The sequence below is a fragment of the Hymenobacter arizonensis genome, assembly GCF_900115775.1.
In the GTDB taxonomy this organism is placed as follows: domain Bacteria; phylum Bacteroidota; class Bacteroidia; order Cytophagales; family Hymenobacteraceae; genus Hymenobacter; species Hymenobacter arizonensis.
The window spans coordinates 324,590-349,765 of the sequence record NZ_FOXS01000004.1 but is presented as its reverse complement, the minus strand read 5'-3'; the positions used below and the strand labels follow the sequence as shown (position 1 = coordinate 349,765).

Below are 25,176 nucleotides of genomic sequence, written 5' to 3'. Positions count from 1 at the left end.
AACCTCGGGGGCGGGTTAGGCGCCTGCTCGGGCTGGCAACACCAGGCGCTTCACAACGCCGCGCAGATTAAACCAGTACGGTAGACACAGGCGGCCCCTTCACCCCCGGAAGCCCGTACAGCTTGCTTCTACACACCAATTCTCTATGGGCCCTCAGTTCCTTTTTGCTACCGGCATCGAAAACAGCAACCCCACCATCCAAAACGGCACCGTGCGGGTAGACGAACTGGAAAAGTGTGGGCACTACCAGCATTGGCAGAAGGATTTCGACCTAGTGCAGGAGCTGGGCATTTCCTTTCTGCGCTACGGCCCGCCCATTCACACCACGTGGCTGGGGCCGGGCAAATACGACTGGTCGTTTGCCGACCTCACGTTTCAGGACCTGCTGCGGCGCAACATTGCCCCCATCGTCGACCTGTGCCACTTCGGCGTGCCCGACTGGATAGGCAACTTCCAAAACCCCGATTTTCCGGACTTATTCGCCCAGTACGCCTACGCCTTTGCCCAGCGGTTTCCGTGGGTACAGCTCTATACCCCGGTGAACGAAATGTTCATCTGCGCGCAGTTTTCGGGCTATTACGGCTGGTGGAACGAGCAGCTCACCACCCACCGCGGCTTCGTGACGGCCCTCAAGCACATCGTGAAAGCCAACGTGCTGGCCATGAAAGCCATTTTGAAGGTGCGCGCCAACGCCATCTTCATTCAGAGCGAGTCGTCGGAATATTTCCACGCTGAAAATCCGGCGGCCATCGGGCCGGCCGAGGTCATGAATGCCCGCCGCTTTCTTTCACTCGATTTGAATTATGGCCGGCGCGTGAATTCGCAGATGTACGAGTACCTGCTCGACAACGGCATGACCCGCGACGAATACCACTTCTTTCTGGGCAACAACCTCAAGCAGCATTGCATTATGGGCAATGACTACTACAAAACCAACGAGCACCGTGTATCGCCCGACGGCAGCACCCGCGCGGCGGGCGAAATATTTGGCTACCACGTCATTACCCGGCAGTACCACGAGCGCTACCGCTTGCCCGTGATGCACACCGAAACCAACCTCTGGCAGGGCCCCTGCGGCGACGAAGCCGTGAACTGGCTCTGGAAAGAGTGGGCCAACGTGCTGCGCGTGCGCAACGACGGCGTGCCTGTTATCGGCTTCACCTGGTACTCCCTCACCGACCAGGTGGACTGGGATTCGGCCCTGCGCGAAAACAACGGCAACGTGAACCCGCTGGGCCTCTATGACCTCGACCGCAACATTCGGCCCGTGGGTCAGGCCTACAAGCAGCTCATCGCCGACTGGGACCAAGTGCTGCCCACGCACAGCGTGTGCCTGCAGGTGCCGATTGTGATGCCCGAGGAAAGCAACCGCCTTTGGGCCAAAGAGCAGGAACAGGACATTAAAAAAGCCAGCGCTGACAAATCTACTTCCCAGGCCAACGACGCCGCCACCCAATAACCTTTCCTTCCCTGCCGCATGCAAGCCCGATTCAAGGATAAAGTTGTCATCATCACCGGCGGTGCCAGCGGCATTGGCTTGGCCACGGCCCAGCGCCTGGCCAGCGAAGGCGCCCGCATTGTACTGGCCGATTATAGCCAGGCCAACCTCGACGCCGCTGTTGTCCAGGTAACGGCCGCCGGCGCCCCCGACGTGTGGCCCAGCCTCTGCAACGTGGCCGTGGAAACGCAGGTAACCGACACCGTGGCCGGTACGCTCGAGCGCTTCGGCCGCCTCGACGTGGTGGTGAACAACGCGGGCCTCATGCAATTCAAGGCCTTGGAAGAACTGACCGGCGACGACTGGCTGCGCATCCTGAACGTGGACTTGCTCGGGGCCTTTTACTTCACCAAGCAAGCCTTTCTACACATGAAGCCGGGCGGCAGCATCGTGAACGTGGCCAGCATCCACGCCGTGGAAACCAGCCCGCTGGTGGCGCCCTACGCGGCGGCCAAGGCGGCCATGCTCTCGCTCACCCGCTCCTCCTCCCTGGAGGGCAAAGCCAAAGGCATTCGCACCAACGTCATTCTGCCCGGCGCCATCGACACGCCCATGCTCTGGGAAAACCCTAACATCAAAAGCGGCATCGAAGTCCTGGACAAAGCCGACGTGGGCCGCCCCGAAAACGTAGCGGCCGTAATTGCCTACCTGGCGTCGGACGATGCTGCCTTTGTGCAAGGCGCAGAAGTGCGCGTAGACGGCGGCCGACTGAATAAGCTGTAGCGGGGCGAAACGCCGGCCAAGCACATCCGGCACGCCCCTTGCATTGGGCCAGGCGCAACCCGCTTTCAGCACACTTCCCGCGCCCAGCCATGAAAAAACGCACCCTCGCCGCCCTGCTGCTCTTGTCCAGCCTTTCCTTCAGTGCCTCCGCGCAGTTTCGCTTTCCGGACCTCAAAGGCATTAAGCTGCCCACCATTGGCCAGGCGCCAAGCGGCAGCACCTCGCGGAGCGGCAGCATCGGTGGCCTCTCCAACACGGAAGCCGCCAACGGCCTCAAAGAAGCCCTGATGCAGGGCATTGGCAAGGGCGCCGACCAGGCTTCGCAAACCGATGGCTTCTATCTCAACCGCCTCATCCGCATCCCCTTCCCGCCCGATGCCCAGCGGGTGGCCAATACCCTGCGTAGCATCGGCATGGGCAGCCAGGTCGATAAGTTTGAGCTGTCGCTGAACCGTGGGGCCGAAGATGCTGCCCGCAGCGCCAAGCCCATTTTCATGAGCGCCATCAAAAGCCTCACGTTTTCGGATGTGTGGAACATCCTGACGGGCCAGAAAGACGCCGCTACGCAGTACCTGAAGCGCACCACCAGCAGCCAGCTCACCACGGCTTTTGCCCCCATCATGCAGCAAAGCCTGGACAAAGTGGGCGCCACGCGGTACTACTCCGCCTTGGCCGCGCAGTACAATCAGATTCCGCTGATGACGCCCGTGCAAACCGACCTCAACCAGTACGCCACCGGCAAAGCCGTGGACGGCCTGTTCACGCTTATTGCTCAGGAGGAAGTCAACATTCGCGAAAACCCCGTGGCACGCACCACCGAGCTGCTGCGCCGCGTGTTTGGACGCAACAGCTAGGGCAGTAGCGCGAACTTTGTAGTTCGCGTCCCGGAACGACCAATCGGCGCGGGGACGCGAATTACAAAGTTCGCGCTACACAACAGTGGCGTATGTTTGCGGCCCTTTACCGCAACCGTACGCCACTATCATTCTATGTCAAAACTAACCATCCGCAGCCTCGCTGAGCTAGAAGGCTGCGTGGGCCAGGAGCTAGGTGTTTCCGAGCTCCACACCGTCACCCAGGAACAAATCAACCAGTTTGCCGCTGCCACCCTCGATTTCCAGTGGATACACGTGGACGCGGAACGGGCGCAGGCCGAGTCGCCCTTCAAGGCCACCATTGCGCACGGCTACCTCACGGTGTCGCTTCTGCCCTACCTCTGGCAGCAAATCGTGGCAATTGAAAACCTGAAAATGCAGGTGAACTACGAAATCGAAAGCCTCCGCTTCAACCAAGCCGTGACCGTGAACAGCCAGGTGCAGCTGCGCGCTAGCCTGCTGTCAGTCATTAATTTGCGCGGCATTGCTAAGGCCCGCGTAGGGGTGACGTTGGAAATTGAAGGCTCCAAAAAACCAGCCTACACGGGCGTGGTCACGTTCCTGTACCATTTCCAGGATTAATGTAACTATATAACGCTCGAGCTTAAACTAAAACTGCTTGAAAATGACCGGACCGCTCAGGTTGTCCGGTCATTTTTTTGTTTACATTAGTCCCATCATTCAACTTTTTTTCTGCTTTATTATGAAACATTTGTTGCTGTGCCTGGGGCTGTTACTGACCCTGGCAACCCCTCAAACCGGCTTCGCGCAAGCGGCCGCCAAGGCGGGCCAATTGCCGCCGCTCATCGACCGCGAGCTGCTGTTTGGCGACCCCGAGATTTCGGGTGCCCAGCTCTCGCCCGACGGCAAGTTCCTTTCGTTTATCAAGCCTTACAACGGCACCCGCAACATTTGGGTAAAGGGCCTGAACGAGCCCTTCGACAAAGCCCGGCCCATGACCAACGACCAGGCTCGCCCGGTGCGCGGCTACTTCTGGAGCCGCGACGGCAAGTACCTGCTCTACAGCCAGGACAAGGGCGGCGATGAAAACTTTAACATCTACGCCGTGAACCCGGCCGAAGCCCCAGCCGCCGGCCAGCCCGTGCCCACCGCCCGCGACCTCACCGGCCTCAAGGGCGTTCGGGTGCAGATTCACCACGTGCCCCTCACCGACCCTAACACGCTGTTTATCGGCCTCAACGACCGCGACAAGGCTTGGCACGACCTCTACAAGCTGAACCTGACCACCGGCGAGAAAGCCCTGGTGCGCCAGAACACCGACCGCCTCGGCGCGTGGGAGTTCGACTGGAACGACCAGCTGCGGCTGGCCTCGCGCTCAAACCAGGACGGCAGCACCGAATGGCTGCGCGTGGAGGGCGACAAGATGACGCCGTTCTACAAAACCTCGATTGACGAGCAGAGCAACATCTTTTCCTTCGCCAAGGACAACAAGCGGGTGTACATGCTAACCAACCAGGGAGACAGCCGCAACTTGTCGGAAATCGTCCTCCTCGACCCTGCCACTGGCAAACAAGAGCCTTTCCAGGCCGACCCCCTCAAGCGCGTGGATGTAGGCGGCCTAGCCATGTCGGAAAAAACCCGCGAACCCGTCTACGTAAGCTTTGAAGACGACCGCATGCGCCGCGAATGGAAAGACAAGGAGTTTGAAAAAGATTTCAAAACGGCCAGCGCCAAGCTCACCGGCCTCGACGTGTACCCTGTGTCCAACACCACCGATGAGCGGCTGTGGCTGCTCTCGGCCAACTCAGCCACCCAGCCTGGCGTGGTGTACCTGTTCGACCGCCAAACCAAGCAGCTGACCAAGCAATACGAGTTGCGTCCCCAGCTGAAACCCGCCGACCTGGCCGAGATGAAAGTGGTACGCTACAAGTCGTCGGACGGGCTGGAGATTCCGGCCTACTTGACCCTGCCCAAAGGCGTGCCCGCCAAAAACCTGCCCGTCATCATCATGCCGCACGGCGGCCCCTGGGCCCGGAGCACCTATGGGTTTAACTCCCAGCACCAGTTTCTGGCCAACCGCGGCTATGCGGTGCTCTCGCCCAACTTCCGGGCCAGCACCGGCTACGGCAAGAAATTCCTCAACGCCGGCAACGGCGAATGGGGCCGCAAAATGCAGGACGACTTGACTTGGGGCGTGAAATACCTGATTAAGGAAGGCATCGCCGACCCCAAGAAGGTGGGCATTATGGGTGGCTCCTACGGCGGCTATGCCACGCTGGCGGGCGTAGCTTTTACCCCCGATTTGTACTCGGCCGGCGTGGCCATCGTGGCCCCCTCTAACCTGATGACCTTGCTGAACGCCATTCCGCCCTACTGGGAGGCCGGCCGCAAGCAGATGTATGCCCGCATGGCCGACCCCGGCACCGAAGCCGGCCGCGCCGAGCTGGCCCGCATGTCGCCGCTGGGTTCAGCCAATAAAATTAAAACCCCGCTCATGGTGGTGCAGGGCGCCAACGACCCGCGCGTGAACAAGGCCGAAGCCGACCAAATTGTGGTGGCCCTGCGCGACCGCAACTACCCCGTGCAATACCTCCTGGCTCCCGACGAAGGCCACGGCTTTGCCCGCCCCGTTAACAATATGGCCATGTTTGCGGCATCAGAGAAATTCCTGGCCGGTCACCTGGGTGGCCGCTTCCAGGAAAGCATGCCTCCCGCCGTAGCCAAACGCCTGCAGGAGATAACAGTAGACCCCAAAACGGTAACGCTGGTGAAGGAAACGGCCGTGAAGTAATTCCAACCTTCTTTCAAAGAAAAAAGCCCTGCTAATGAAGCAGGGCTTTTTTGTTGCTACCAGAAAGAGGTAGAGACGCATAATTGCGTCTCCACGTTGAACGATGCTTCTCGGTGTTGAACGATGCCCGAACGACAACCATGCGTCCTCCTAGCGGCGCGGACGCCGAGACGCAATTATGCGTCTCTACAGCACCCTAAGAAGCGGCTTGCTGCTCCAGGTATTCTTCGCCTTGCAGCACGGGCGCCATATCCTTGGATTCTTCTTCAGTGAACAGCCGCGAGCGAATCAGAAACCGCACACCGAGCGGAATCTCCAGCGAGAAGCTGGCGCCGCGGCCCTTGGTCACGTCCACCGTAAGCTGCGTGTGCTGCCAGTACTCAAACTGGCTGGTGCTCATGAAAAAGTCGCAGCCATGAATTTGGCCCAGCCACACGTCGTTGCCGCCGATGCGAAACTCTCCCTTGGCGAAGCACATAGGCGAAGAACCGTCGCAGCAGCCACCGCTCTGGTGGAACATGAGCGGGCCGTTTTCGTCGCGCAGCAGGTCGATGGTAGCTTCAGCGGCTTGGGTAACGAGGACGCGGGGCGTGGGCATATTCTGGTTTTATTTGGTGGGATTACGCTGACCAGGCAAATAATTTGGCCTGCCGTTTACGTCAGCTCGGCGAAAGACGTGCACGAAATTCTTACGCTGTTCGCGCACGTTCACCAGCATAAAAGGTGCTTTGCTATCGCCGCGGCTAATCCAATCGTACGCTAGCTGGCGCTCGGCATCCCAATAATAGTGGTGGTCACCGATGCTCCTAAGACCTTTCTGGGCAGCATTGGGCATGGCGTCAGTAGGGGGTGCGGGCACCAGGGCCATTCCATCATAGGGTTGGGCCTCCGTTTTAAAGAGCACCCAATCCGGGTTCTTGCCGCCCGGTACCGGCAAAAGCTGGGCATGAGCAAGAGAAATGCTACTTATTAGCGCGAATGGCAACAGCAGAGTTTTCATCTTCATAGAATTGGTACAACAGCCTTCTATAGACGCAACCTGCTGCGTAAAAGATGCTTGACGACCGATGTACAGAACCGAAATATCATACTGCAATTAACAAAGCCCATTACCACGCCGGTTGTCATGCTGAGCTTTGCAAAGCATCATCTTAAGGCTGAACGAATTGTTCGAACCAGACAAGATGCTTCGCTCCGCTCAGCATGACAGCGGGCGTGGTAATGGGTTTCCGTTAGCGCGATGTGCCTTTCATTTCGGCCTATTCGTTTGGCCTAGAAGAAGCCCAGTTTCTGCTTGCTGTAGCTGATGAGCATGTTTTTGGTCTGACGGTAGTGGGCGAGCATCATCTTGTGATTTTCGCGGCCAAAACCGGAGGCCTTGTAGCCGCCGAAGGGCGCACCGGCGGGGTAGTCGTGGTAGCAGTTCACCCACACGCGGCCGGCCTGAATGGCGCGGGGCATGGTATACAGCTCGTGGGCATCGCGGCTCCAGAGGCCGGCGCCGAGGCCGTAGAGGGTATCGTTGGCCATTTCAATGGCCTCGTCGTTGTCTTTGAACGTGGCCACGGACAGCACCGGGCCGAAGATTTCCTCCTGGAAAATCCGCATTTTGTTGTGCCCGCGGAAGATGGTGGGCTGGATGTAGTAGCCGTCGCCCAGCTCGGGGTGGTCGTGGCTGTGGGCCTCGCCGCCGGTCAGCACTTCGGCGCCTTCGGCCTTGCCGATTTCTAGGTAACTCAGGATTTTCTCGTACTGGTCGTTGCTGGCCTGGGCGCCCATCATGGTGTCGGGGTCGAGCGGGTGGCCGAGCTTGATGGCTTTCACGCGCTCGATGAGGCGGGGCATGAAGGCGTCGTAAATGTCTTCGTGGATGAGCAGGCGCGAGGGGCAGGTGCAGATTTCGCCCTGGTTCAGGGCAAACATGGCGGCGCCTTCCAGGCACTTGTCGAGGAAGTCGTCGTCGGCATCCATCACCGATTTGGTGAAGATGTTCGGCGATTTGCCGCCCAGCTCCATGGTCACGGGAATGATGTTTTCGGCGGCGTATTGCAGGATGAGGCGGCCGGTGGTGGTTTCGCCGGTGAAGGCTACTTTCTGCACGCGCTTGTTGCTGGCCAAGGGCTTGCCGGCTTCCAGGCCGAAGCCGTTCACCACGTTAATCACGCCGGGGGGCAGCACGTCCTGAATCATTTCCATCAGCACCATGATGCTGGCGGGGGTTTGCTCGGCGGGTTTCACCACCACGCAGCAGCCGGCGGCCAGGGCCGGCGCTATTTTCCAGGTGGCCATCAGCAGCGGGAAATTCCAGGGAATAATTTGGCCCACCACGCCCAGCGGCTCCTGAATCACAAGCGAGAGTGTCGTCTCGTTTAGCTCGGTGGCCGAGCCTTCTTCGGCCCGAATCACACCCGCGAAATAGCGAAAATGGTCGATGGCCAGCGGCAGGTCGGCCGCCATGGTTTCGCGGATGGCCTTGCCGTTTTCCACGGTTTCCACCGCGGCCAGGTGGGCCAGGTTGGTCTCCATGATGTCGGCAATCTTCAGCAGCACGTTGCTGCGTGTGGTGGCCGAAGCCTTGCCCCAGGTTTTGAAGGCTTCGTGGGCGGCGTCGAGCGCCAGCTCAATGTCTTCCTTAGTGGAGCGGGCCACCTTACAGAAGGCCTTGCCGTCGATGGGCGAGGGGTTTTCAAAGTACTGGCCCTTGACCGGGGCCACCCATTTGCCGCCGATAAAGTTATCGTAATGAGACTTGAACTTGGGGCGCTCCACCACGGTGGAGGTTGCTTCGAGGGTTTCAGCCATGACGTTGTAAAAAGTAAAGGTTGAGTGGGTTAGTCAGAAGGTAAAGGTCTTCGGATAACCTTTCGGTGGGTTGTGGTATTGTCTTAAAGTATGCGGGAATAATCGCAACTTGTGAGCGGTTATCCCCAGTGTGCACGTCATGCCGAGCGCAGCCGAGGCATCTCGCGTGCAGCAGCAATCAATCGAATTGCAACGATGCGAGCGAGATGCCTCGGCTGCGCTCGGTATGACGTTCTTCCTTGCTTCCTACCTCAGCTCCTATCCTGTTTACCTTAACATCCCACCCATGCCTACACGCGTTCACCTACCCGCTGCCGTTGCTCCGCTCGCCGTTGAGCGCCTGCACAGCCTCGTTGAAAACCGCACCGTGTACGCCCTCGATGGCTTTGAACTGAATGTATTTGAGACGCACCAGGCCGCGCACCGCGTGCCCCTACGCCTCGACGGACTGGCCCTGACCACTATGCTGCGCGGCAAAAAAGTGATGCACCTGCCCGGCCGCGCCGCCTTCGACTACCTACCCGGCGAGTCGGTGGTAGTAGACAAAGACGAGCTGATGGAAATCGACTTTCCCGAGGCCTGCCTCTGCCAGCCCACGCAGTGCCTGGCCGTGGCCATCGCGCCCGACACCATCCGCCACACCGTGGACCTGCTTAACGAGCGCTACCCCCGCGCCGAGGCCACCCAGCCCTGGGCCATCAGCGCGCCCGACTACGCCCACCTCACCAATACCCCCGAGCTCACCGACACGCTGGGCCGCCTAGTAGCCGTGTCTCGCACCACCGATGCCAACAAGGACGTGCTGGCCAGCTTTACCATGCAGGAATTGTTGGTTCGCCTAATGCAGACGCAGGCTCGCCAGCTCATTTTCCACGACTACGCCCGCTACCTCACCACTCACCGCTTCGCGGCCGTGGTCGACTACATCAAGCAGCACCTTTCCGAGAACCTGTCCATCGATAAGCTCAGCGCGTTGGCCTGTATGAGCAAGGCCACGTTCTTCCGGGTGTTCAAGCGCGAGTTTGGCATCACGCCGGTCGAGTTCATAATCCGCGAGCGGCTGAGCGAGGCCAAGCGGCTGCTGCGCCACCCGCTGGCCAGCGTGGCCGAGGTGTGCCTGCGGGCGGGCTTCAACAACCTTTCGTATTTCCAGTCGCTGTTTAAGAAGTACGAGGGCGTGACGCCAGGGGCATATAAGAAGCAGATGGTGGCGTAGAATGTCCTGGGGGCACCTCACCCCCTGACCCCCTCTCCAAAAAAGAGGGGGCACCTGTTATGTTCCTTCTTTACTAAAAGCACTGTTAGCGCAAAGCCGGTGCCCCCTCTTTTTTGGAGAGGGGGTCAGGGGGTGAGGTCCCTAAGGGCGCGACGCTAGAACACCACCGTGTAAGGCGCATCGGCCAGGGCGCGAATGTCCTCGTGCAGGTCCACGCCCAGGATTTCGTGCACGTTGGCCCGGATGCGGTTAGATATCTGGGTCAGGGGCAAGTCGTTGCTGTCCTTGCCGAAAGGGTCTTCTATCTCGTCGCCAATCATCTCGACGCCCAGCAAGGCGTAAGCCCCGAACATGGTGACCGGAATGGTCAGGTACTGGTAAGTATCGAGCAGGTTGAAGGGCATGATGACGATGAACACCGTGATGAACCCCTTGATGAAGTAGCTGTAGGAAAACGGAATGGGCGTGGCCTTAATGCGCTCGCAGGCCCCGGCTACGTCGAGCAGGGCTTCGTGGTGGCGCTGAATGGTGAGCAGGTGCGTGGGCAGAATCAGGCCCTGGGCTAGCAGGCGTTCATAAAACTCCTGTAGCTGCGTGGCAATGCGCCCGGGCACATGGTCGAAGCGCTGCAGCTGCTCCAAGAAGCCTTCTTCTACCTCCGCCAGCTTGTCGAATTGCACGCCGGTGCGCAGGTGGCCGTCCAGGGCAATGGGAAAGTTGGAGAGCAGGCCGGCCAGGTAGGCGCGGTTGGCGTGGTCGTGAGCGGGCAGGCGGGCGTGGAGCAGGCTGGCCAGGTTGCGGCAATTGTTCACGAGGTGGCCCCAGAGGCGGCGCCCCTCGTAAAATCGGTCGTAGGCCGTGTTGGTGCGGAACACCAGCAGCAGGCTGAGCATGATGCCCAGAAAAGTAAAAAACTCCTTGTCTACGGACAGGTCGATGTGCGCGTAAAGCACTTCGGTGGCCGTGATTGCGGTGGCGTAGAGGCCCACAAACAGCACCCGCCGTAGCAGCAGGCGAATGACGCCCGAGGAACGCAGGTGGCGCAGCGCCTCCCACCAGTCAGTCGATTTGTAAACAATCATGAGCAGAGTTGGCACCTTTAAGAAGAGGTGCTAAGGCCAAAATTACATTCCCGTGTAAGCAATGGCGGCTACTTCCACCGTCTCTTCGGTGGGGCCGAGCCTGAGCTTTGCGGTTTTGCCAAGCTTGGTGCCCAGCACCGCCCGGGCAATGGGCGCAATAAACGCAACCTTGCCTTCGGCAATGTAGGCCTCATCCACACCCACAATGGTGAAAATGCGCTCCTGCCCCACCTTGGCTGGCGCCAGCCCTTGGTTACCGCCACTCACAGTGCGCAGCGTGACTGTGGCCCCGAAGCGCACTTCCTTGGGCGGCTGGGTGCGCGGGTCTACCACTTTGGCGCTGGCAATGCGCTCGGTGAGCAGGGCAATGCGGCCGTTATAAAGCGAGAGGCGATGGGTGCGGTCGGTGTCGTTGTCGCGGTTGGCCTCGGCCTGGGCGCGCTCGGCTTCCAGGGTGATGAGCTCGGCCCGGAGCTGCTCTAGGCCCGTCGGCGTGACGTAGTTGGGCGTGCCGGGCGGCAGCGCTGCTCGTGGCGGAATGATAGGCGGCGTCTGGGCGTCGTCCTCTTTGGTAAAACCTCGGCTCATAGCGCTTGAACGCAGCCGCATGCCACAGGTTTTGCCCCGAATGTAACCATAGCCCGCTTTTTGCTGTTAGGCGAGACTGCGTTCGCGCAGCCCTTAGCATTGCCTGTTTGTTTTTATGAAAGAATCCCTCGTTGAGAATACCCTGTTATCTATTCCAACCGCTTCCCCGCCTACCCTTCCTACCGCCTCCCCCACCCCGCACAAGCTCGACAATGCTCTGGTGTGGCTCATGGCCGTTACCTGCGGCCTTGTGGTGGCCAATATCTACTACAACCAACCCCTGCTGGGCGCCATTGGCCGCACGTTTCGCCTCTCCGATAGCAGCGCCAGCCTCGTGGCCACCGCCACCCAGATAGGCTACACCCTGGGCATGCTGTTCGTGGTGCCGCTCGGCGACAAGCTTGAGCGCAAGCGCATGATACTGATTATGCTGCTTGGCGCTGCCGCCTGCATGGGCCTGGCGGCCGTGGCCCCCAGCTTTGGGGTGCTGGCGGGGGCCAGCGTGGTGCTGGGCATCTTTTCGGCGGTGCCGCAATTGCTGGTGCCCATGGCCGCGCACCTGGCGCCCGAGGAAAGCCGCGGCCGCATTGTGGGCCGCGTCATGAGCGGTTTGCTCATTGGCATTCTGCTTTCGCGCACGCTCAGCGGCTACGTGGGGCTGCACCTGGGCTGGCGCGCCATGTTTGAAATCGGGGCCGGGCTCATGCTGCTGCTCGGCGTGCTGCTGGCCTGGAAACTACCCACCGACCAGCCCACCTTCACCGGCTCCTACGCCTCCCTCATGAAGTCCCTGCTCACGCTCACTCGCGAGCAAGCCCCCCTGCGGCGGGCCGCGCTAATAGGCGCCAGCCTATTCGCCGCCTTCAGCGTGTTCTGGACCACCCTCACCTTCTACCTCGAAGGCCCACCCTTCAACTACGGCAGCGACGTAGTCGGCTTCTTTGGGCTGATTGGCGCTTTCGGGGCTCTGGCCGCCCCGCTAGCCGGGAAAATGGCCGACACCAGAGGCCCGGGCTACACCATCACAATGGGCATCGTAATGTCGCTGGTCGCATACCTTATTCTAGGCTTCGGCGGGGTCTTCGTAATCGGATTAGTCATCGGCGTTATTCTACTCGATGTGGGCGTGCAGGCCACGCACATCGCCAACCAATCAACGGTATTCTCGCTCGTGCCCGAGGCCCGCAGCCGCCTCAACACCGTTTACATGACGGCGTACTTCATTGGCGGCTCGCTGGGCTCGGTGCTGGGCGGACTGGCCTGGGTGCATGGCGGCTGGCCAGGAGCTTGCGCGTTGGGCGGGGCGCTTACTGTGGTGGCGTTGATGGCTAGCCGGCGGTAGGTTTTAAGGGGGTTATGAGCCTCAGCATGGGGAACCTTACCCCCACTCTTACCCGCGGAGAGGCGAGGCACGGCAGCGCTTTTGTCATTGCGAGGAGGCACGACGAAGCAATCCGTCCTGGTCTCAGCGACCAGGTTTATAATGTGACAAAGCCCCGGCTCTGCGCAGAACCGGGGCTTGTCGTTTCACTTAGGGTCTGGTTCTTACAGGACGGATTGCTTCGTCGTGCCTCATTGCAATGACAGGCGTCAGACTCCCCTCTCTTTTGGAGAGGGGTCGTACCCGGTAGGGCCAGTGGGGAGTTTCCCCGTTAGCTTTCTCTGCAAACTACTACCCCAGCCGCCCCAGGCACACCTGCAGGCTATCCCGCCAGTGCGGAATAGCCACCCCCAGTTGCGTCTTGGCCTTGGTCTTATCCATGACCGAAAAGGCGGGCCGGGTGGCCTTAGTCGGGTACTCATCTGTCCGGATGGGCACGGTGCGCACCGGAGTCCCACTCAACTCGAAAATGGCCGTAGCGAAGTCGTACCACGACGTCACGCCCTCGTTGCTGTAGTGGTAGGTGCCGAACTCCTGGCTCTGCGTTTCGATGATGGTGAGGATGCAGCCGGCCAAGTCGATGGCGTAAGTAGGCGTGCCAACCTGGTCCCAGATGATGCGCAGTTCCTCACGCTCGCGGCCCAGCTTCAGCATGGTTTTCACGAAGTTGTTGGCGTATTCAGAATACAGCCAGCTGGTGCGGAGAACGAAAAATTTGCTCGTGTGAGCAGGAATCACCTGCTCGCCTTCCAGCTTGGTGAGGCCGTACACGCTGATGGGCTCGGCTTCGTCGGTTTCCACCAGGGGCTGGTTGCCGGTGCCGGCAAACACAAAATCCGTAGAAATCTGAATGAGGATGGTGCCGTATTCGCCGCAGAGCCGAGCCAGGTTTTCTACGCCGTCGCGGTTCACTTTCCGGGCCAGGTCGAGCTCGTCTTCGGCCTTGTCCACGGCGGTGTAGGCGGCGCAGTTGATGCAGTAGCTGGGCTGGTACTGGGCAAAAAGCGCCGCCAGGCCTTCGGGGTTGAGAATGTTGGCTTGCTCCTCGGGCAGAAATACAAAGTTGGGCGTGTTTCGTTCTTGCGCTACGTGCGCCAGGCACTGTCCTAATTGGCCCGAGGCCCCAAAAACCAGTATGCTGCTCATGTGTGTCGACTTCTTGATATGCTGCTGTGCGGCGGTGTTGTGCGGTGCAAATACGAGGAACCTAGCTTTTCGCTAAGCTGCCCCGTCGTTTTTTCACACGCACACCACCATTATTCGAGCCGCAAGTTAGGGTCGCGGGGCGGGCGCTTGTTCTTGATGGGCTCAAATCGCATCTCGCGGGGTTGCTTTTCGCTTAGGTACTTCCAGTAGCGCAGCGGCATGTGGCGCCGGTGCAGCTTCATATTCTTGCGCTCCGGAATATTAACATGGTCGAAATATGACTGCCAAAGCAGCTTAAACAACGGCTCCCGCTCGTCGAGCACGGTGGCAGAAACGCCGGTGGCCGTTTGCGCCGAGCTGTTCTCGAACTGCACCACGTCGGTGTGCGTCAGGTCGTAATAGAGGCCATAGTGGCGGCGCCGGTCATAAATCAGCCAGCGTTGGTCGGCGTAGCGTTTGGTGAAATGCGCGGCAATGAGCGGCAGCACGTCAAAATCAGGGTCGATGGTGGCGTGGAACAGCTCGTCGGTAGTTTTCTCGAAGCGCACGAAGGCCTCCATGCGGTGCTTCTCGCGGAACATTTGCTGGGCCAAGCGCTGAATGCGGCGCACATCGGCATTGGCGTAGTTCTCCGAGATGTCGCGGTCGGTGCGCAGGGCCAGGTCCACGTAGCGAAAGATGAGCAACTCGCGCTCCGGGTCTTCGCTCAAAAAAACATGGTAGAGCCGCGCGCGGGCCTCCTGGTCCATGGTTTTCAACAAACCTTCCCAAACGCGAGCGGCTAGCGTTTCGTCGGTTTCGCGGTGCGCGGGCTGGGCAAACAAACCGGTTTGGGCCGTGGCTTCGGGCTGAATGCTGCTGGGCGCCGCCCGCCAGTCGTAGATGGTGAACAGCACTGTGAGCAAACCCTCAAATGTGCCATCGTAGGTATAGTCGCGGGGCGCGGCCGTGAGTTCCGGCGCAGGGCGGCGGGCGGCGCCGGCGGGGGCAACAGCCTTGCTGGAACTGCGGATGGGCGTGAGCTTACTCATGAATTATTGGTACACATTCGCAATAGACGGCTAGCTGCTGGGTGAGCAACTCAGTTGGTGTTGTTGTCCGAAGTCAGAAAGTCAAGTAGAATCTCATTCACTTCTTCAGCTCTTTCGTGCTGCACCCAGTGGGTTGCCCGCAAATAAGTCAGGTGCCCATCGTCGCAGAAAGCCAGGCTTTCGTGGGCTAGCTCAGGCTTCAGAAAAGCGTCTTTTTCACCCCAAATAATGCGAACCGGCACCCTAACACGCCCGGCTTGGCTAAGCCAACGCGCATACCGGCCCGCGGCGCGGTACCAGTTTATCATGCTGCGCATGGCCCGGGGCTGGGCCCAGGCTGCCCGGTACAAGGCCAAATCCTCGTCGGTGAACGTGCCCCGGCGACTGGTGCCGCGTAGCGTCTTCCGGCCCAGCCACCACCCGCGCAGGCGCACCAGCGCCTCGGGCACCCACGGCAGCTGGAAGAAAAAGACGTACCAGCTCTTAAGCAGCTGGCCGGGCTTGCGGCGCAGCGCCCGGCTCAATACCTGCGGGTGCGGCACGTTCAAAATAGCCGCCCGGCTGATACGGTCGGGGTGGTGCGCGGCCAAGTGCCAGGCCACCGCGGCGCCCCAGTCGTGGCCTACCACGGCGGCGGTTTGCTCGCCAGCCGCGTTAATGAGGCCAATAATGTCGGCGGCCAGTTGGTCGATGGCGTAGTCCCGCACGCGGCGGGGCTTGTCGCTGAGGTTGTAGCCGCGCTGGTCGGGCGCCCATACCCGAAAGCCAGCGTCGGCCAAAGCCGGAATTTGGTGGCGCCACGCGTACCAAAACTCCGGAAAGCCGTGCAGCAGCAGCACCAGCGGCCCGCGGGCAGGCCCGCACTGCACCACGTGCAGCCGGATGCCGTTGGTAGTTACCTCATGGTGTTCGAGGGGATAGGCCATGCAAGGCTGTACCGCCGCCGCGCACCAGAGGTTGCGTTAGGCGGCCTGCTGGGCGTCGTTGTCAGCCATGCGGGCCATGGCGCGGGCGCGCGCTTCGTCGTGCGCCTGGCGCACCAGCGGCATGAGCTCGCTTATACGGCAGCAGCACGAAAGCCGGGCTACTTTATCGGAAGAAGCAGGAGTGCGAAAGGGCACGTTCTGGCGGTGAATAACTTTCATGACGGAGAAGAAAATGTCGTTTTGCACGCCGCCCAGGCTGCTTTTCTGCAGCGGAGATTGGCCGTTCGAAAAAAGAGCGTCGTAGTTCATAGCTATCAGGAAGCCTGAGCGAATAAGTCTAGTTGTTGGGTGACAAGGGCGGAGCGCACCGAAGCGCCTCCGAACAGAATCTGGCGGCGCACCTGCTGCTCGCTGAGCTCGCCGATGATGGGCTGGTGCTCGCCCTGGCAGGTGAGGAAGTATTTGGCGCGCTTCAGCACCACGCCCAGCTGGCGCAGGGTTTCCATGTTGAGGCTGGCGAAGCGGCGGGCGGCCACAATTTTCTTGGCCGAGCGGGCGCCCACGCCCGGAATGCGCAGTATCATCTCGTACTCGGCCGTGTTCACATCGACCGGAAACACGTGGCGGTTGCGCAGGGCCCAGGCCAGCTTGGGGTCAATCTCCAGGTCGAGGTGCGGGTGAGCAGGGTCCAGGATTTCGTCGGCCTGGAAGCCGTAGAAGCGCATCAGCCAGTCGGTCTGGTACAACCGGTGCTCCCGGATAACGGGCGGCTGCGTCACCTGCGGCAGGCGGGCGTCGTCAGTCACGGGGATATAGCCCGAGTAGTACACCCGCTTCAAACCGTAGCCCTGGTAGAGCGAATCGGTAAGCTTGATGATTTCCAAATCCGTTTCGGCGCTGGCCCCCACAATGAGCTGCGTGCTTTGCCCAGCCGTGGCGAAGGCCGGCACCTTTTTGAACAGCGCCTTCTCTTCCTTATTCTGAATGATGCCATCGCGAATCTGGCCCATGGGGGTCAAAATTTCGGCGTAGTTTTTCTCCGGCGCCAGCGTGGTCAGGGCCAGCTCTGAGGGCAGCTCAATGTTCACACTGAGGCGGTCGGCATACAAGCCAGCTTCCTGAATCAGCTCCTCCGAGGCGCCCGGAATGGTTTTGACGTGGATGTAGCCGTTAAACTTGTGCTCGGTGCGCAGCTTTTTCACAATGCGCACCAAGCGCTCCATGGTGTAGTCGGGGCTGCTGAAAATACCAGAGCTCAGAAACAGCCCCTCGATGTAGTTGCGGCGGTAGAAGTTGATGGTGAGGTCCACTACTTCGTCCACGGTGAAGGCGGCGCGCTTCACGTCGTTGGAGCGGCGCGACACACAGTAAGCGCAGTCAAAAATGCAGTGATTGGTCAGCAATATCTTCAGCAAGCTTACGCAGCGGCCGTCTTCGGTGTAGCTGTGGCAAATGCCCATGCCCTCGGCATTGCCCAAGCCTTTATTCTCGTTTTTGCGCTTGCCGCCGCTGCTGCTGCACGAAGCATCGTACTTCGCGGCATCGGCTAATATGCTTAGTTTCTCTTGAATGCGCTCGTTCATGAAGAGGGGCTTGCTTTCGGGCTTAAAAATAGTAAACAGCGGCCGATTAGGCACAATGTATTAAGCTAATTTTTTTGGTATTAGTTTCTTTTTGCGCTGAAGAAACCGGCCATTGTTGCTCCCTATTACTAAAACCTGCGCTCCTGGCTTCGCCTGCGGGTTGGCTGGTCTTAGCCTCCTGTACTGGCAGACCAAGCAGCAGGTGTATTGGCAGCGTACTGCCCAGTTTTCGTAGCCGCTGGCCAGAAGGCGCAGCCTTTGCATACCAAGGGCCGGCTCCTTTTCGTAATTTGCAACGTTGCGCCCCAATATGAGCTTTCGTGGTTTCTTCCTGCTGCTGTTTGTGCTGCTTGGCCCGCTGGTCCGGCCAGCCCAGGGGCAGGCATTTGACCCGCGCTCGGCCGTGCCACCCGACTCGCTGAAGGCCAGCGAAGACATTTTGCCCCACCGCACCGATTCGCTGCGCCAGCGCTTCGACGAACAACGGGTGCTCAATCGCCTCAAAGCCTATTCGCGCCGCAAAACCATTGCCGGCCGGGCCGTATCGGGCTTGCTGAACTTTACCAAGCGCGAGGAGGAGAAGGCCGGCCTCGATGCCGTGCTACTGGACCGGCAGTTCGACAGCCACAACTTCAAGATTGTGCGCCGCGTCGAAATCAAGACCTTCGACGCCTTCGGCTATAGCCTCACCGACTCTACCAAACGGCCGCGCAGCATCGTGGAGAAGTCGGGCAACGCGCTGCATATCAAAACGGTCCGGTCCCGCATTCGGCAGGTGCTGCTGTTCAGGCCCGGCCGCCCCCTGGAGCCCCAGGCGCTGTCGGAATCGGAGCGACTACTGCGCCAAACACCTGAAATTCTGGACGCTCGCGTGCTGGTGAATGAGCTGACCACCACCAGCGACAGCGTCGACATTCAAATTTTCACCACCGATGTGTTCAGCATCACCGGGGGCCTCGATTTGCGTTCGCCCACCTCAGGCCGTGTTTCGTTCGGCGATGATAATTTTCTGGGGCAAGGCCATCAGCTGGATAATTCCTACCGCTATGGCCTGGGCCTGAGCACCGACAACAACGAAAATCCCCAGCAGTGGTCGTACGAGGGCAGCTACACGGCGCCGTTCCGCCACTTTGTGAGCGCCCAGGCCCGCTACCGCAACGAGAACAACTTCCGCTCGACGGGGCTCTCGGTGCAGCGCGACTTTTACTCGCCCAGTGCCCGCTACGCCGGCGCCATCTCCATAAATAGCATCAACCAAACCACCGCCCTGGCCCCGCCCCCGCCCGGCGAGCCGTACCTCTATTTCCCGCTGCGCTACACCGTGCAGGATGCCTGGCTGGGCCGGGCCCTGCGCCTGCGTTCCTACGACCTGGGCTACGAAAACCCCGGGCGCATCATCGTGTCGGGGCGGCTGTACAACATCAACTACAACGCTATTCCCCAGCCCGACCCCAGCACCGGCCTTAAAGCTCCGGACTTCCGCGATGGCACGCTGCTGCTCGGCACGGTGGGGTATTCGGTGCGGCGCTATTATAAGGACCGGTACTTGTTTGGATTTGGGCGTACCGAAGACGTGCCCACCGGCACCCTGGTCAGCCTGACGGCCGGCTACGACCTCAACGGCTCGATATCCCGCCGCTACGCCGGCGTGCGCCTGGCAGCTGCCGGCTACAGCCCCCGCAGCGGGTACTTGTACGCGGGCGTCGATTTTGGCACTTTCCAGCTGCTTACCTCGGAGCGGAGGTGGCAGCAGGGCCTGCTCTCGTTCCAGCTGACTTCGTTTACGAAGCTCTACAATACCGGCAACTGGCAGTACCGCCATTTCTTCAGCAGCCGGGCCGCCGTGGGCTTCAACCGCCTGCCGGGTGAGCAGCTCCAGGGCATAAGCAACGACCGCGGGATACGGGGCTTTTCTACGGCCCTGCCCATTTTTGCCACCAGCCGCTTTGCTCTGAATTACGAAACCACGCTGTTTACTCCCCTCTCGCTGCTGGGCTTCCGGGTTGCGGGCATTGCCTTCGCCGACGCCGTTTGGATAACCGACCGCCCCCGCGGCGGCTCGCCCTTCGATGGGGCGCCCTACAGCGGGTTTGGGCTGGGCTTGCGTCTTCGCAACGAGTACACGGCCCTGCGCACCTTTCAAGTGCTCATCGGCTACTACCCGCGCGGCTTCAGCGACGCCAGCGGCGTGCGCATGTTTGAGTCGCCCCGCGAAACGGTCACCTTCACCGATTTTGGCCTTGGGCCGCCCGGCACTGGGCTTTATCAGTAAAGCACCCCACCCGTGCCTGCATGTGGCCGGGGCACGAAAACGAGCGTCCGGCCGGGCGCGGCCCCCGTTTCTTCATCGCCCAGCTATCCGCGTAGGTAGCCGCGCCACAAGGAAACAAAGGCCGCGCCCGGCCGGACGCTCGTTATACTAAGCAATGGTGGCTGGCCAGCTAAAAGCGGCTTACCGGTCAGAGTTGAACGTGATGGGCACAGTGCAGGCCACGCGCACGGGCTGGCCATTTACCCGGGCGGGCTCCCATGGCGGCATCAGCCACACCAGGCGCAGGGCTTCGTCGTTGAGGCCGTTGCCGGGCCCGCTGATAACGTGGGCGTCCTGCACTTTGCCTTCGGCGTTGAGCACGAAGTTGACCATTACCCGGCCCGAGATGCGACGCTGCAGCGCCTGCGGGGGGTAGCGCAAAGACTTGCTCAGATACGCCGAGAAGGCCTTATCGCCGCCAGCAAACTGCGGGCGCACTTCCGGGTTGACGTACACCGAGTCGGGGTACACCGCAGCGGGCTCAACATTCGCCACGGGGGTGCTCTGCGTTGAGGCGTAAGGGCCAGATTGAGCAACGCATTGGCCGGTGGCCAGCAGGCCCAACAGGCTTACGAAGGAGAACAGGGGTAGAGAGTGGGCCACGTTGCGAGGGTTAAAAGTGAGAGAAGCAATCAGCGGTTAGGCAGGTTAGGCGTCTTGTTAGTAACAGAATAAATATACAAAAATATTTTATGTGATTATCTTTTCTACAGAAAACAAATTTTTTAATGCCAATAAATTTATCAGTAATAATATAACTTATTTATGAAGACAATAAAGCTACGACCACTTAAAGCCGTTTAATTGGCTTTTTTACACGCTTTATTCTGCACAAAGGTAAATCAATTTGTCACTTTAAATATGCATAGTACTAGAGTATTTACAATAAGTTAATTTAACGAATCAAAGATTGTCATGGAATGAACTTGCCCCTATTGCTCAACCTTATACCTTTGTCATCGTTAATCGACGATAAACGAAATAATTACATGGCCGCTCATAAACGCGAACAGTTCACTACTGCTGAGCAACAGATTGCCCTCATTGCCAAAGCCCTGGGCCACCCGGCGCGGGTGGCCATTCTGCAGCTGCTGGCCCAGCGCCAGTCGTGCGTGTGCGGCGAGCTGGTGACGGAACTGCCCATCTCGCAAAGCACTGTGTCGCAGCACCTCAAGGAGCTGAAGGCGGCGGGCCTGGTGCAGGGCGAAGTCGACGGCCCTCGGGTGTGCTATTGCATCGACCGGGCCAGCTGGGACCGGGCGCGCCAACTCATGGCGGGCCTGCTGGCCGAGCTGCCCCTGCCCGTCGGTGGTTGCGCCTGCTAGCATTCATTTTACTCTCTTAAAGACAGACCAGTATGAAAATCTCTGAAATGAAGCAGTTTCTGCCGGAGCTGGACGCCATCAACTTTCGCCTGCCGAACGGCACCTACCTCCCGCCTCATTTCCACGTGACGGAAGTAGGCCTGGTGAGCAAGCACTTCATTGATTGCGGGGGCGTAGAGCGCCGCGAAACCGTTGCCAACTTCCAGCTGTGGGAGGCCGGCGACTACGACCACCGGCTGGCGCCCCAGAAATTCCTCAGCATCCTCAACCTTTCGGAAAAAATCCTGGGCAGCGACGACCTGGACATTGAAGTGGAGTACCAGCAGGACACCATTGGCAAGTTCGGCCTCACGTTCGACGGCAAGGATTTCCAGCTGACCCCGAAACAGACAGCCTGTCTGGCGCAGGACGCGTGCGGCATTTCCGACGCCGCCTTCTCGCTGCCTCAGCTGCAGGTGGCTAGCTGCACCCCGGGCGGCGGGTGCTGCTAACCATTGCTCTTCGAAGTAATTGAACCTGGTCGAAGAGTCATCAAACCGTCAGGCCAAGCGCAGCCGAGGCGTCTCGCCCGCTTCGTAGCGACGGCATTGAGTACTGCCGCACGCGAGATACCTCGGCTGCACTCTGCATGACAACTGATTGTCGAACAACTTATTCGGACAGATTCTAACACAATTCTCACGCTCTTCCCATGACCTTCCAGTCCCTAACGGCTGCGCACTGGCCTCAGGTGCGGGCCATTTATGAGCAAGGCATTGCCACGGGCAATGCCACTTTCGCCACCAGCGCCCCTGCCTGGGAAGTCTGGGACCGCGACCACCTCGCCCACAGCCGCCTGGTGGCCGTGGACTCCGGGTACGGCGGCAGCGGCGAGGTGTTGGGCTGGGCAACCTTGTCGCCGGTGTCGGGCCGCTGCGTGTACGGCGGTGTGGCCGAGGTGAGCGTGTACGTGGCCAGCAGCGCCCGGGGGCGCGGCGTGGGCCGGCAGCTGCTAGCGGCGCTGGTCACCGAGTCGGAAGCCCACGGCATCTGGACCTTGCAGGCCGGCATTTTTCCCGAAAACACCACCAGCATCAGCATTCATGCCGGGGCCGGGTTTCGCGAAGTGGGCCGCCGCGAGCGCATCGGGCAGCTCCACGGCGTCTGGCGCGATACCGTGCTGCTCGAGCGCCGCAGCCAGGTGGTGGGCGCGGCCGAGTCCTGGCCTTTTGCCACTTCTCACCCTGCCCCAACTTCAGTAAATGACAACGCTTAACCAAGCGGACCCGCTCGCGGCGCCAGCTCCCGCGGCCCTCGCCGAAAAGAAGCTGTCTGGCCTCGACCGCGGCCTCACGCTGTGGATATTCCTGGCCATGGCGCTGGGCGTGGGCGTGGGCTACTTTGTGCCCGGCGTGGAGCGCGCGGTAAACTACTTCTCGGTGGGCACCGTGAACGTGCCCCTGGCCCTGGGCCTCATCCTGATGATGTACCCGCCGCTGGCCAAGGTGAAGTATGAGCAGTTGCCGCGGGTATTCAAAAACACGCGCATCATCGGCCTGTCGCTGTTTCTGAATTGGATAGTGGGGCCGCTGCTGATGTTTTTCCTGGCCATCTGGCTGCTGCCCGACAAGCCTGAATACATGATGGGGCTGATTTTGATTGGCATTGCCCGCTGCATTGCCATGGTGCTGGTGTGGAACGACTTGGCCGACGGCAGCCGCGAGTACGCCGCCGGCCTGGTGGCGCTTAACTCTATTTTTCAGGTGCTTTTTTACAGCTTGTTGGCGTGGCTGTTCATCACGGTGCTGCCGCCCTACTTTGGGCTGAAGGGCTACTCTGTGAACATCGGCATCTGGGACATTGCACAGAGCGTGCTGGTGTATTTGGGCATACCGTTCGCGGCCGGGTTTCTGTCGCGGCTGGTGCTGCGCCGACTCAAAGGCGACGCCTGGTACGACGGGGTTTTCATTCCGGCTATCAGCCCGCTTACACTGATTGCCCTACTGCTCACCATCGTGGTTATGTTCAGCCTGAAGGGCGAATTGATTGTGCGCATTCCGCTGGATGTGTTGCGCGTGGCGCTGCCGCTGGCGCTGTACTTCGGCATCATGTTCGTCGTCAGCTTTGCCGCCGGCAAGTGGCTGGGGGCCGACTACGCGGAGAATGCTTCGATAGCTTTCACCGCTACCGGCAACAATTTCGAGCTGGCCATTGCGGTGGCCATCGGCGTGTTTGGGCTGAATTCGGGCCAGGCTTTTGCCGGGGTTATCGGACCACTGATTGAGGTGCCGGCGCTGATTGCGCTGGTGAATGTGGCCTTCTGGTTTCGGCGGCGCTGGTACGGCGGGCGCACCACGGCGAACAGCAGCCTTTAAGGGGCATTGAAACAGGCAGGCAAAGCGGAGCATTTCGCTTGAGTTGTTTGACTCGCGCCTGCTTCGCGTCAGCCTCGCGCCTGTCATGCGTCTTCTTCACCTCTGTCATGCTGAGCCTGCGAAGCACCTTATCACGCCACAACGATTCGTTCGAACGTGAGAAGATGCTTCGTACCTCAGCATGACAGACGGTTGAGACTGTAAACATTACTCAACGCCAAAACGCAGAGCATTTCACCGACGCGTCGTTCAAATAACGATTATTTAACACCCTCACTCTCTCATGCCAACCCCCAAAAACGTACTAGTGCTTTGCACCGGCAACTCCTGCCGCAGCCAGCTCATGCACGGCTACCTCACCCAACTCCTCGGCGAGAAAGCCAGCGTCTACAGTGCCGGCATCGAAACGCATGGCGTGAACCCCAAAGCCATTGCCGTGATGCAGGAAGACGGCGTAGACATCGGCCACCACACCAGCAACCACGTAGACGAATACAGCCACGTGCCCTTCGACTACGTTATTACCGTGTGCGACAATGCCAACGAGGCCTGCCCGGTATTCCCGTCGTCGGCCACCAAACTGCACCACAATTTCCCCGACCCGGCCAAGGCCACCGGCACGGCCGAGGAAATAATGAGTCAGTTTCGGGCCGTGCGCGACCAGGTGAAGGCCTACGCCACGAACTTCACGCATCAGTACTTCGCCTAAAACTCACCCGCTTCCTGCACTATGAACACCTTGCTCGTCCTCACCGATTTCACGCCCGCCGCCGACAATGCCCTGCACTACGCCACCGGGCTGGCCGCGTCGCTTCAGGCCCACCTGCTGCTGCTGCACGTGCAGCCCGGGCTGCTCAGCCCCGATGCCTTCACCGGCAAGTACCCCAGCCGGAGCGAGAGCGAGCTGCAGGCTCTGCTGGACGAGCGTTGTGCCCGCGCCGAAACCAGCGGTATTGCCTGCGCCAGTGAATTGGCCAGCGGCACCGTGGCCAGCACCGTTGCCAAGGCTGCCCGCCAGCACCATGCGCTACTGGTCATCTCCGGCAAACCCAACACCCAAGAAATACAGGACGAGTTGGTGGACAGCGCCTCCCTGGCCTTGGTGCGCGACACGCCCTGCCCCGTGCTGGTGGTGCCCGAATCGTACACCTCCGAGCAGCTGCCGGCCCGCGTGCTGCTGGCCACCGACCTTGCCGATATCGACTTTGGCAACAGCGTGGTGAACGCCAACGCCCTGCTCCGCCATTGGCAGCCTGCCGTGACGCTGGCGTATGTAGCCGACGCCGACAATTCAAACGAGCTGGCGGCCGGTGCCGCACATCTGACCCCGCTGCTGCGCGACATAAACCAGGTTCAGGCACAACACTTCCGCCATTCAGATGCTGAAGAAGGCCTGCTGGCTGCCGCTCAAGCTACTCAAGCCGATTGGCTGCTGCTCGTTGCCCGGCAGCGCAGCCGGCTGAGCCTCATGTTCAACAATAGCGTGACGGCGAAGGTGCTGCTGCACAGCCCACTGCCGGTGCTGGTGGTGGCCGAGCAATAGCGCAAGCGACCCAGCGAAAGCCGGTGGCTCTCGCTGGGTC

At 60.2% G+C, this 25,176-nt stretch carries 25 protein-coding genes; 14 read left to right on the top strand and 11 right to left on the bottom strand.

Annotation, left to right across the window (positions count from 1 at the left end; translation table 11 throughout):
* Nucleotides 1-145 precede the first annotated feature (145 nt).
* The 5 genes from BMZ66_RS15900 (at nucleotide 146) to BMZ66_RS15880 (ending at nucleotide 5,848) form a co-directional block, all read left to right on the top strand.
* Nucleotides 146-1,459 carry a family 1 glycosylhydrolase gene (locus BMZ66_RS15900; RefSeq protein WP_092675750.1) on the top strand — a complete coding sequence of 438 codons (1,314 nt, stop codon included), beginning with the start codon at nucleotides 146-148 and terminating at the stop codon, nucleotides 1,457-1,459.
* Nucleotides 1,460-1,477: 18 nt separating this feature from the next.
* Nucleotides 1,478-2,221, top strand: coding sequence for an SDR family NAD(P)-dependent oxidoreductase (locus BMZ66_RS15895; protein WP_092675747.1), 744 nt, complete (start codon nucleotides 1,478-1,480; stop codon nucleotides 2,219-2,221).
* Between the two features lie 89 nt (nucleotides 2,222-2,310).
* Entirely contained in the window at nucleotides 2,311-3,075 is a 765-nt protein-coding gene (locus BMZ66_RS15890) for a DUF4197 domain-containing protein (RefSeq protein ID WP_092675744.1), read from the top strand.
* Nucleotides 3,076-3,210: 135 nt separating this feature from the next.
* The gene (locus BMZ66_RS15885) at nucleotides 3,211-3,678 is read left to right on the top strand and encodes a MaoC family dehydratase (protein ID WP_092675741.1); all 468 of its coding nucleotides are present in this window, start codon (nucleotides 3,211-3,213) and stop codon (nucleotides 3,676-3,678) included.
* A 121-nt stretch (nucleotides 3,679-3,799) separates the two neighbouring features.
* Complete coding sequence (locus BMZ66_RS15880; RefSeq protein WP_092675737.1) at nucleotides 3,800-5,848, top strand: S9 family peptidase; 2,049 nt, start codon at nucleotides 3,800-3,802, stop codon at nucleotides 5,846-5,848.
* Between the two features lie 196 nt (nucleotides 5,849-6,044).
* Here BMZ66_RS15880 and BMZ66_RS15875 read toward each other — a convergent pair whose 3' ends face one another.
* From BMZ66_RS15875 to BMZ66_RS15865, 3 genes are all read right to left on the bottom strand, one after another.
* Nucleotides 6,045-6,446: a DUF779 domain-containing protein gene (locus BMZ66_RS15875; RefSeq protein ID WP_092675733.1), complete on the bottom strand. Its 402-nt coding sequence runs from the start codon at nucleotides 6,444-6,446 to the stop codon at nucleotides 6,045-6,047.
* 9 nt (nucleotides 6,447-6,455) lie between these two features.
* Nucleotides 6,456-6,848: a hypothetical protein gene (locus tag BMZ66_RS15870; protein ID WP_143080245.1), complete on the bottom strand. Its 393-nt coding sequence runs from the start codon at nucleotides 6,846-6,848 to the stop codon at nucleotides 6,456-6,458.
* 272 nt (nucleotides 6,849-7,120) lie between these two features.
* Complete coding sequence (locus BMZ66_RS15865; protein ID WP_092675727.1) at nucleotides 7,121-8,650, bottom strand: aldehyde dehydrogenase family protein; 1,530 nt, start codon at nucleotides 8,648-8,650, stop codon at nucleotides 7,121-7,123.
* A 286-nt stretch (nucleotides 8,651-8,936) separates the two neighbouring features.
* On the opposite strand from BMZ66_RS15865, the gene BMZ66_RS15860 reads away from it, so the two are divergent.
* Nucleotides 8,937-9,866, top strand: a complete 930-nt coding sequence (locus BMZ66_RS15860) for an AraC family transcriptional regulator (protein ID WP_092675724.1) — start codon at nucleotides 8,937-8,939, stop codon at nucleotides 9,864-9,866.
* A 155-nt stretch (nucleotides 9,867-10,021) separates the two neighbouring features.
* Here BMZ66_RS15860 and BMZ66_RS15855 read toward each other — a convergent pair whose 3' ends face one another.
* Entirely contained in the window at nucleotides 10,022-10,963 is a 942-nt protein-coding gene (locus tag BMZ66_RS15855) for a bestrophin family protein (RefSeq protein ID WP_234795120.1), read from the bottom strand.
* A 27-nt stretch (nucleotides 10,964-10,990) separates the two neighbouring features.
* A complete protein-coding gene (locus BMZ66_RS15850) occupies nucleotides 10,991-11,536 on the bottom strand; it encodes a GreA/GreB family elongation factor (protein WP_092675717.1) in 546 nt (181 codons plus the stop codon).
* Between the two features lie 115 nt (nucleotides 11,537-11,651).
* Between BMZ66_RS15850 and BMZ66_RS15845 the strand changes: the two genes are divergently transcribed.
* Nucleotides 11,652-12,878 (top strand): MFS transporter, encoded by a 1,227-nt coding sequence (locus BMZ66_RS15845; protein WP_214607010.1) that lies wholly within the window; start codon nucleotides 11,652-11,654, stop codon nucleotides 12,876-12,878.
* A 330-nt stretch (nucleotides 12,879-13,208) separates the two neighbouring features.
* Here BMZ66_RS15845 and rfbD read toward each other — a convergent pair whose 3' ends face one another.
* The 5 genes from rfbD to BMZ66_RS15820 form a co-directional block, all read right to left on the bottom strand.
* Nucleotides 13,209-14,063, bottom strand: a complete 855-nt coding sequence (rfbD, locus tag BMZ66_RS15840; RefSeq protein WP_092675713.1) for a dTDP-4-dehydrorhamnose reductase — start codon at nucleotides 14,061-14,063, stop codon at nucleotides 13,209-13,211.
* A 110-nt stretch (nucleotides 14,064-14,173) separates the two neighbouring features.
* Nucleotides 14,174-15,094: a TIGR03915 family putative DNA repair protein gene (locus BMZ66_RS15835; protein WP_092675709.1), complete on the bottom strand. Its 921-nt coding sequence runs from the start codon at nucleotides 15,092-15,094 to the stop codon at nucleotides 14,174-14,176.
* Nucleotides 15,095-15,144: 50 nt separating this feature from the next.
* Nucleotides 15,145-16,020 carry an alpha/beta fold hydrolase gene (locus BMZ66_RS15830; protein WP_092675706.1) on the bottom strand — a complete coding sequence of 292 codons (876 nt, stop codon included), beginning with the start codon at nucleotides 16,018-16,020 and terminating at the stop codon, nucleotides 15,145-15,147.
* Between the two features lie 36 nt (nucleotides 16,021-16,056).
* Nucleotides 16,057-16,329 (bottom strand): hypothetical protein, encoded by a 273-nt coding sequence (locus tag BMZ66_RS15825; RefSeq protein ID WP_092675703.1) that lies wholly within the window; start codon nucleotides 16,327-16,329, stop codon nucleotides 16,057-16,059.
* Nucleotides 16,330-16,334: 5 nt separating this feature from the next.
* The gene (locus tag BMZ66_RS15820; RefSeq protein ID WP_092676170.1) at nucleotides 16,335-17,603 is read right to left on the bottom strand and encodes a putative DNA modification/repair radical SAM protein; all 1,269 of its coding nucleotides are present in this window, start codon (nucleotides 17,601-17,603) and stop codon (nucleotides 16,335-16,337) included.
* Between the two features lie 310 nt (nucleotides 17,604-17,913).
* On the opposite strand from BMZ66_RS15820, the gene BMZ66_RS15815 reads away from it, so the two are divergent.
* On the top strand, nucleotides 17,914-19,875 hold the full coding sequence (locus tag BMZ66_RS15815) for a BamA/TamA family outer membrane protein (RefSeq protein WP_092675700.1): 1,962 nt from the start codon (nucleotides 17,914-17,916) through the stop codon (nucleotides 19,873-19,875).
* Between the two features lie 180 nt (nucleotides 19,876-20,055).
* Here BMZ66_RS15815 and BMZ66_RS15810 read toward each other — a convergent pair whose 3' ends face one another.
* Nucleotides 20,056-20,517 (bottom strand): energy transducer TonB, encoded by a 462-nt coding sequence (locus BMZ66_RS15810; RefSeq protein WP_177204760.1) that lies wholly within the window; start codon nucleotides 20,515-20,517, stop codon nucleotides 20,056-20,058.
* Nucleotides 20,518-20,903: 386 nt separating this feature from the next.
* On the opposite strand from BMZ66_RS15810, the gene BMZ66_RS15805 reads away from it, so the two are divergent.
* The 6 genes from BMZ66_RS15805 to BMZ66_RS15780 all read left to right on the top strand — a co-directional run bounded on the left by BMZ66_RS15805 (nucleotide 20,904) and on the right by BMZ66_RS15780 (nucleotide 25,136).
* Complete coding sequence (locus BMZ66_RS15805; RefSeq protein ID WP_092675694.1) at nucleotides 20,904-21,239, top strand: ArsR/SmtB family transcription factor; 336 nt, start codon at nucleotides 20,904-20,906, stop codon at nucleotides 21,237-21,239.
* 32 nt (nucleotides 21,240-21,271) lie between these two features.
* The gene (locus BMZ66_RS15800; protein ID WP_092675691.1) at nucleotides 21,272-21,730 is read left to right on the top strand and encodes a DUF6428 family protein; all 459 of its coding nucleotides are present in this window, start codon (nucleotides 21,272-21,274) and stop codon (nucleotides 21,728-21,730) included.
* A 200-nt stretch (nucleotides 21,731-21,930) separates the two neighbouring features.
* A complete protein-coding gene (locus BMZ66_RS15795) occupies nucleotides 21,931-22,494 on the top strand; it encodes a GNAT family N-acetyltransferase (protein WP_092675688.1) in 564 nt (187 codons plus the stop codon).
* Nucleotides 22,481-23,593 (top strand): ACR3 family arsenite efflux transporter, encoded by a 1,113-nt coding sequence (arsB, locus tag BMZ66_RS15790; protein ID WP_092675685.1) that lies wholly within the window; start codon nucleotides 22,481-22,483, stop codon nucleotides 23,591-23,593. The genes BMZ66_RS15795 and arsB overlap by 14 nt, the downstream gene beginning before the upstream one ends.
* Nucleotides 23,594-23,876: 283 nt before the next feature.
* Nucleotides 23,877-24,302, top strand: coding sequence for an arsenate reductase ArsC (locus BMZ66_RS15785; RefSeq protein WP_092675682.1), 426 nt, complete (start codon nucleotides 23,877-23,879; stop codon nucleotides 24,300-24,302).
* A gap of 21 nt (nucleotides 24,303-24,323) precedes the next feature.
* Entirely contained in the window at nucleotides 24,324-25,136 is an 813-nt protein-coding gene (locus BMZ66_RS15780) for a universal stress protein (protein ID WP_092675679.1), read from the top strand.
* The last annotated feature ends 40 nt before the right edge of the window (nucleotides 25,137-25,176 follow it).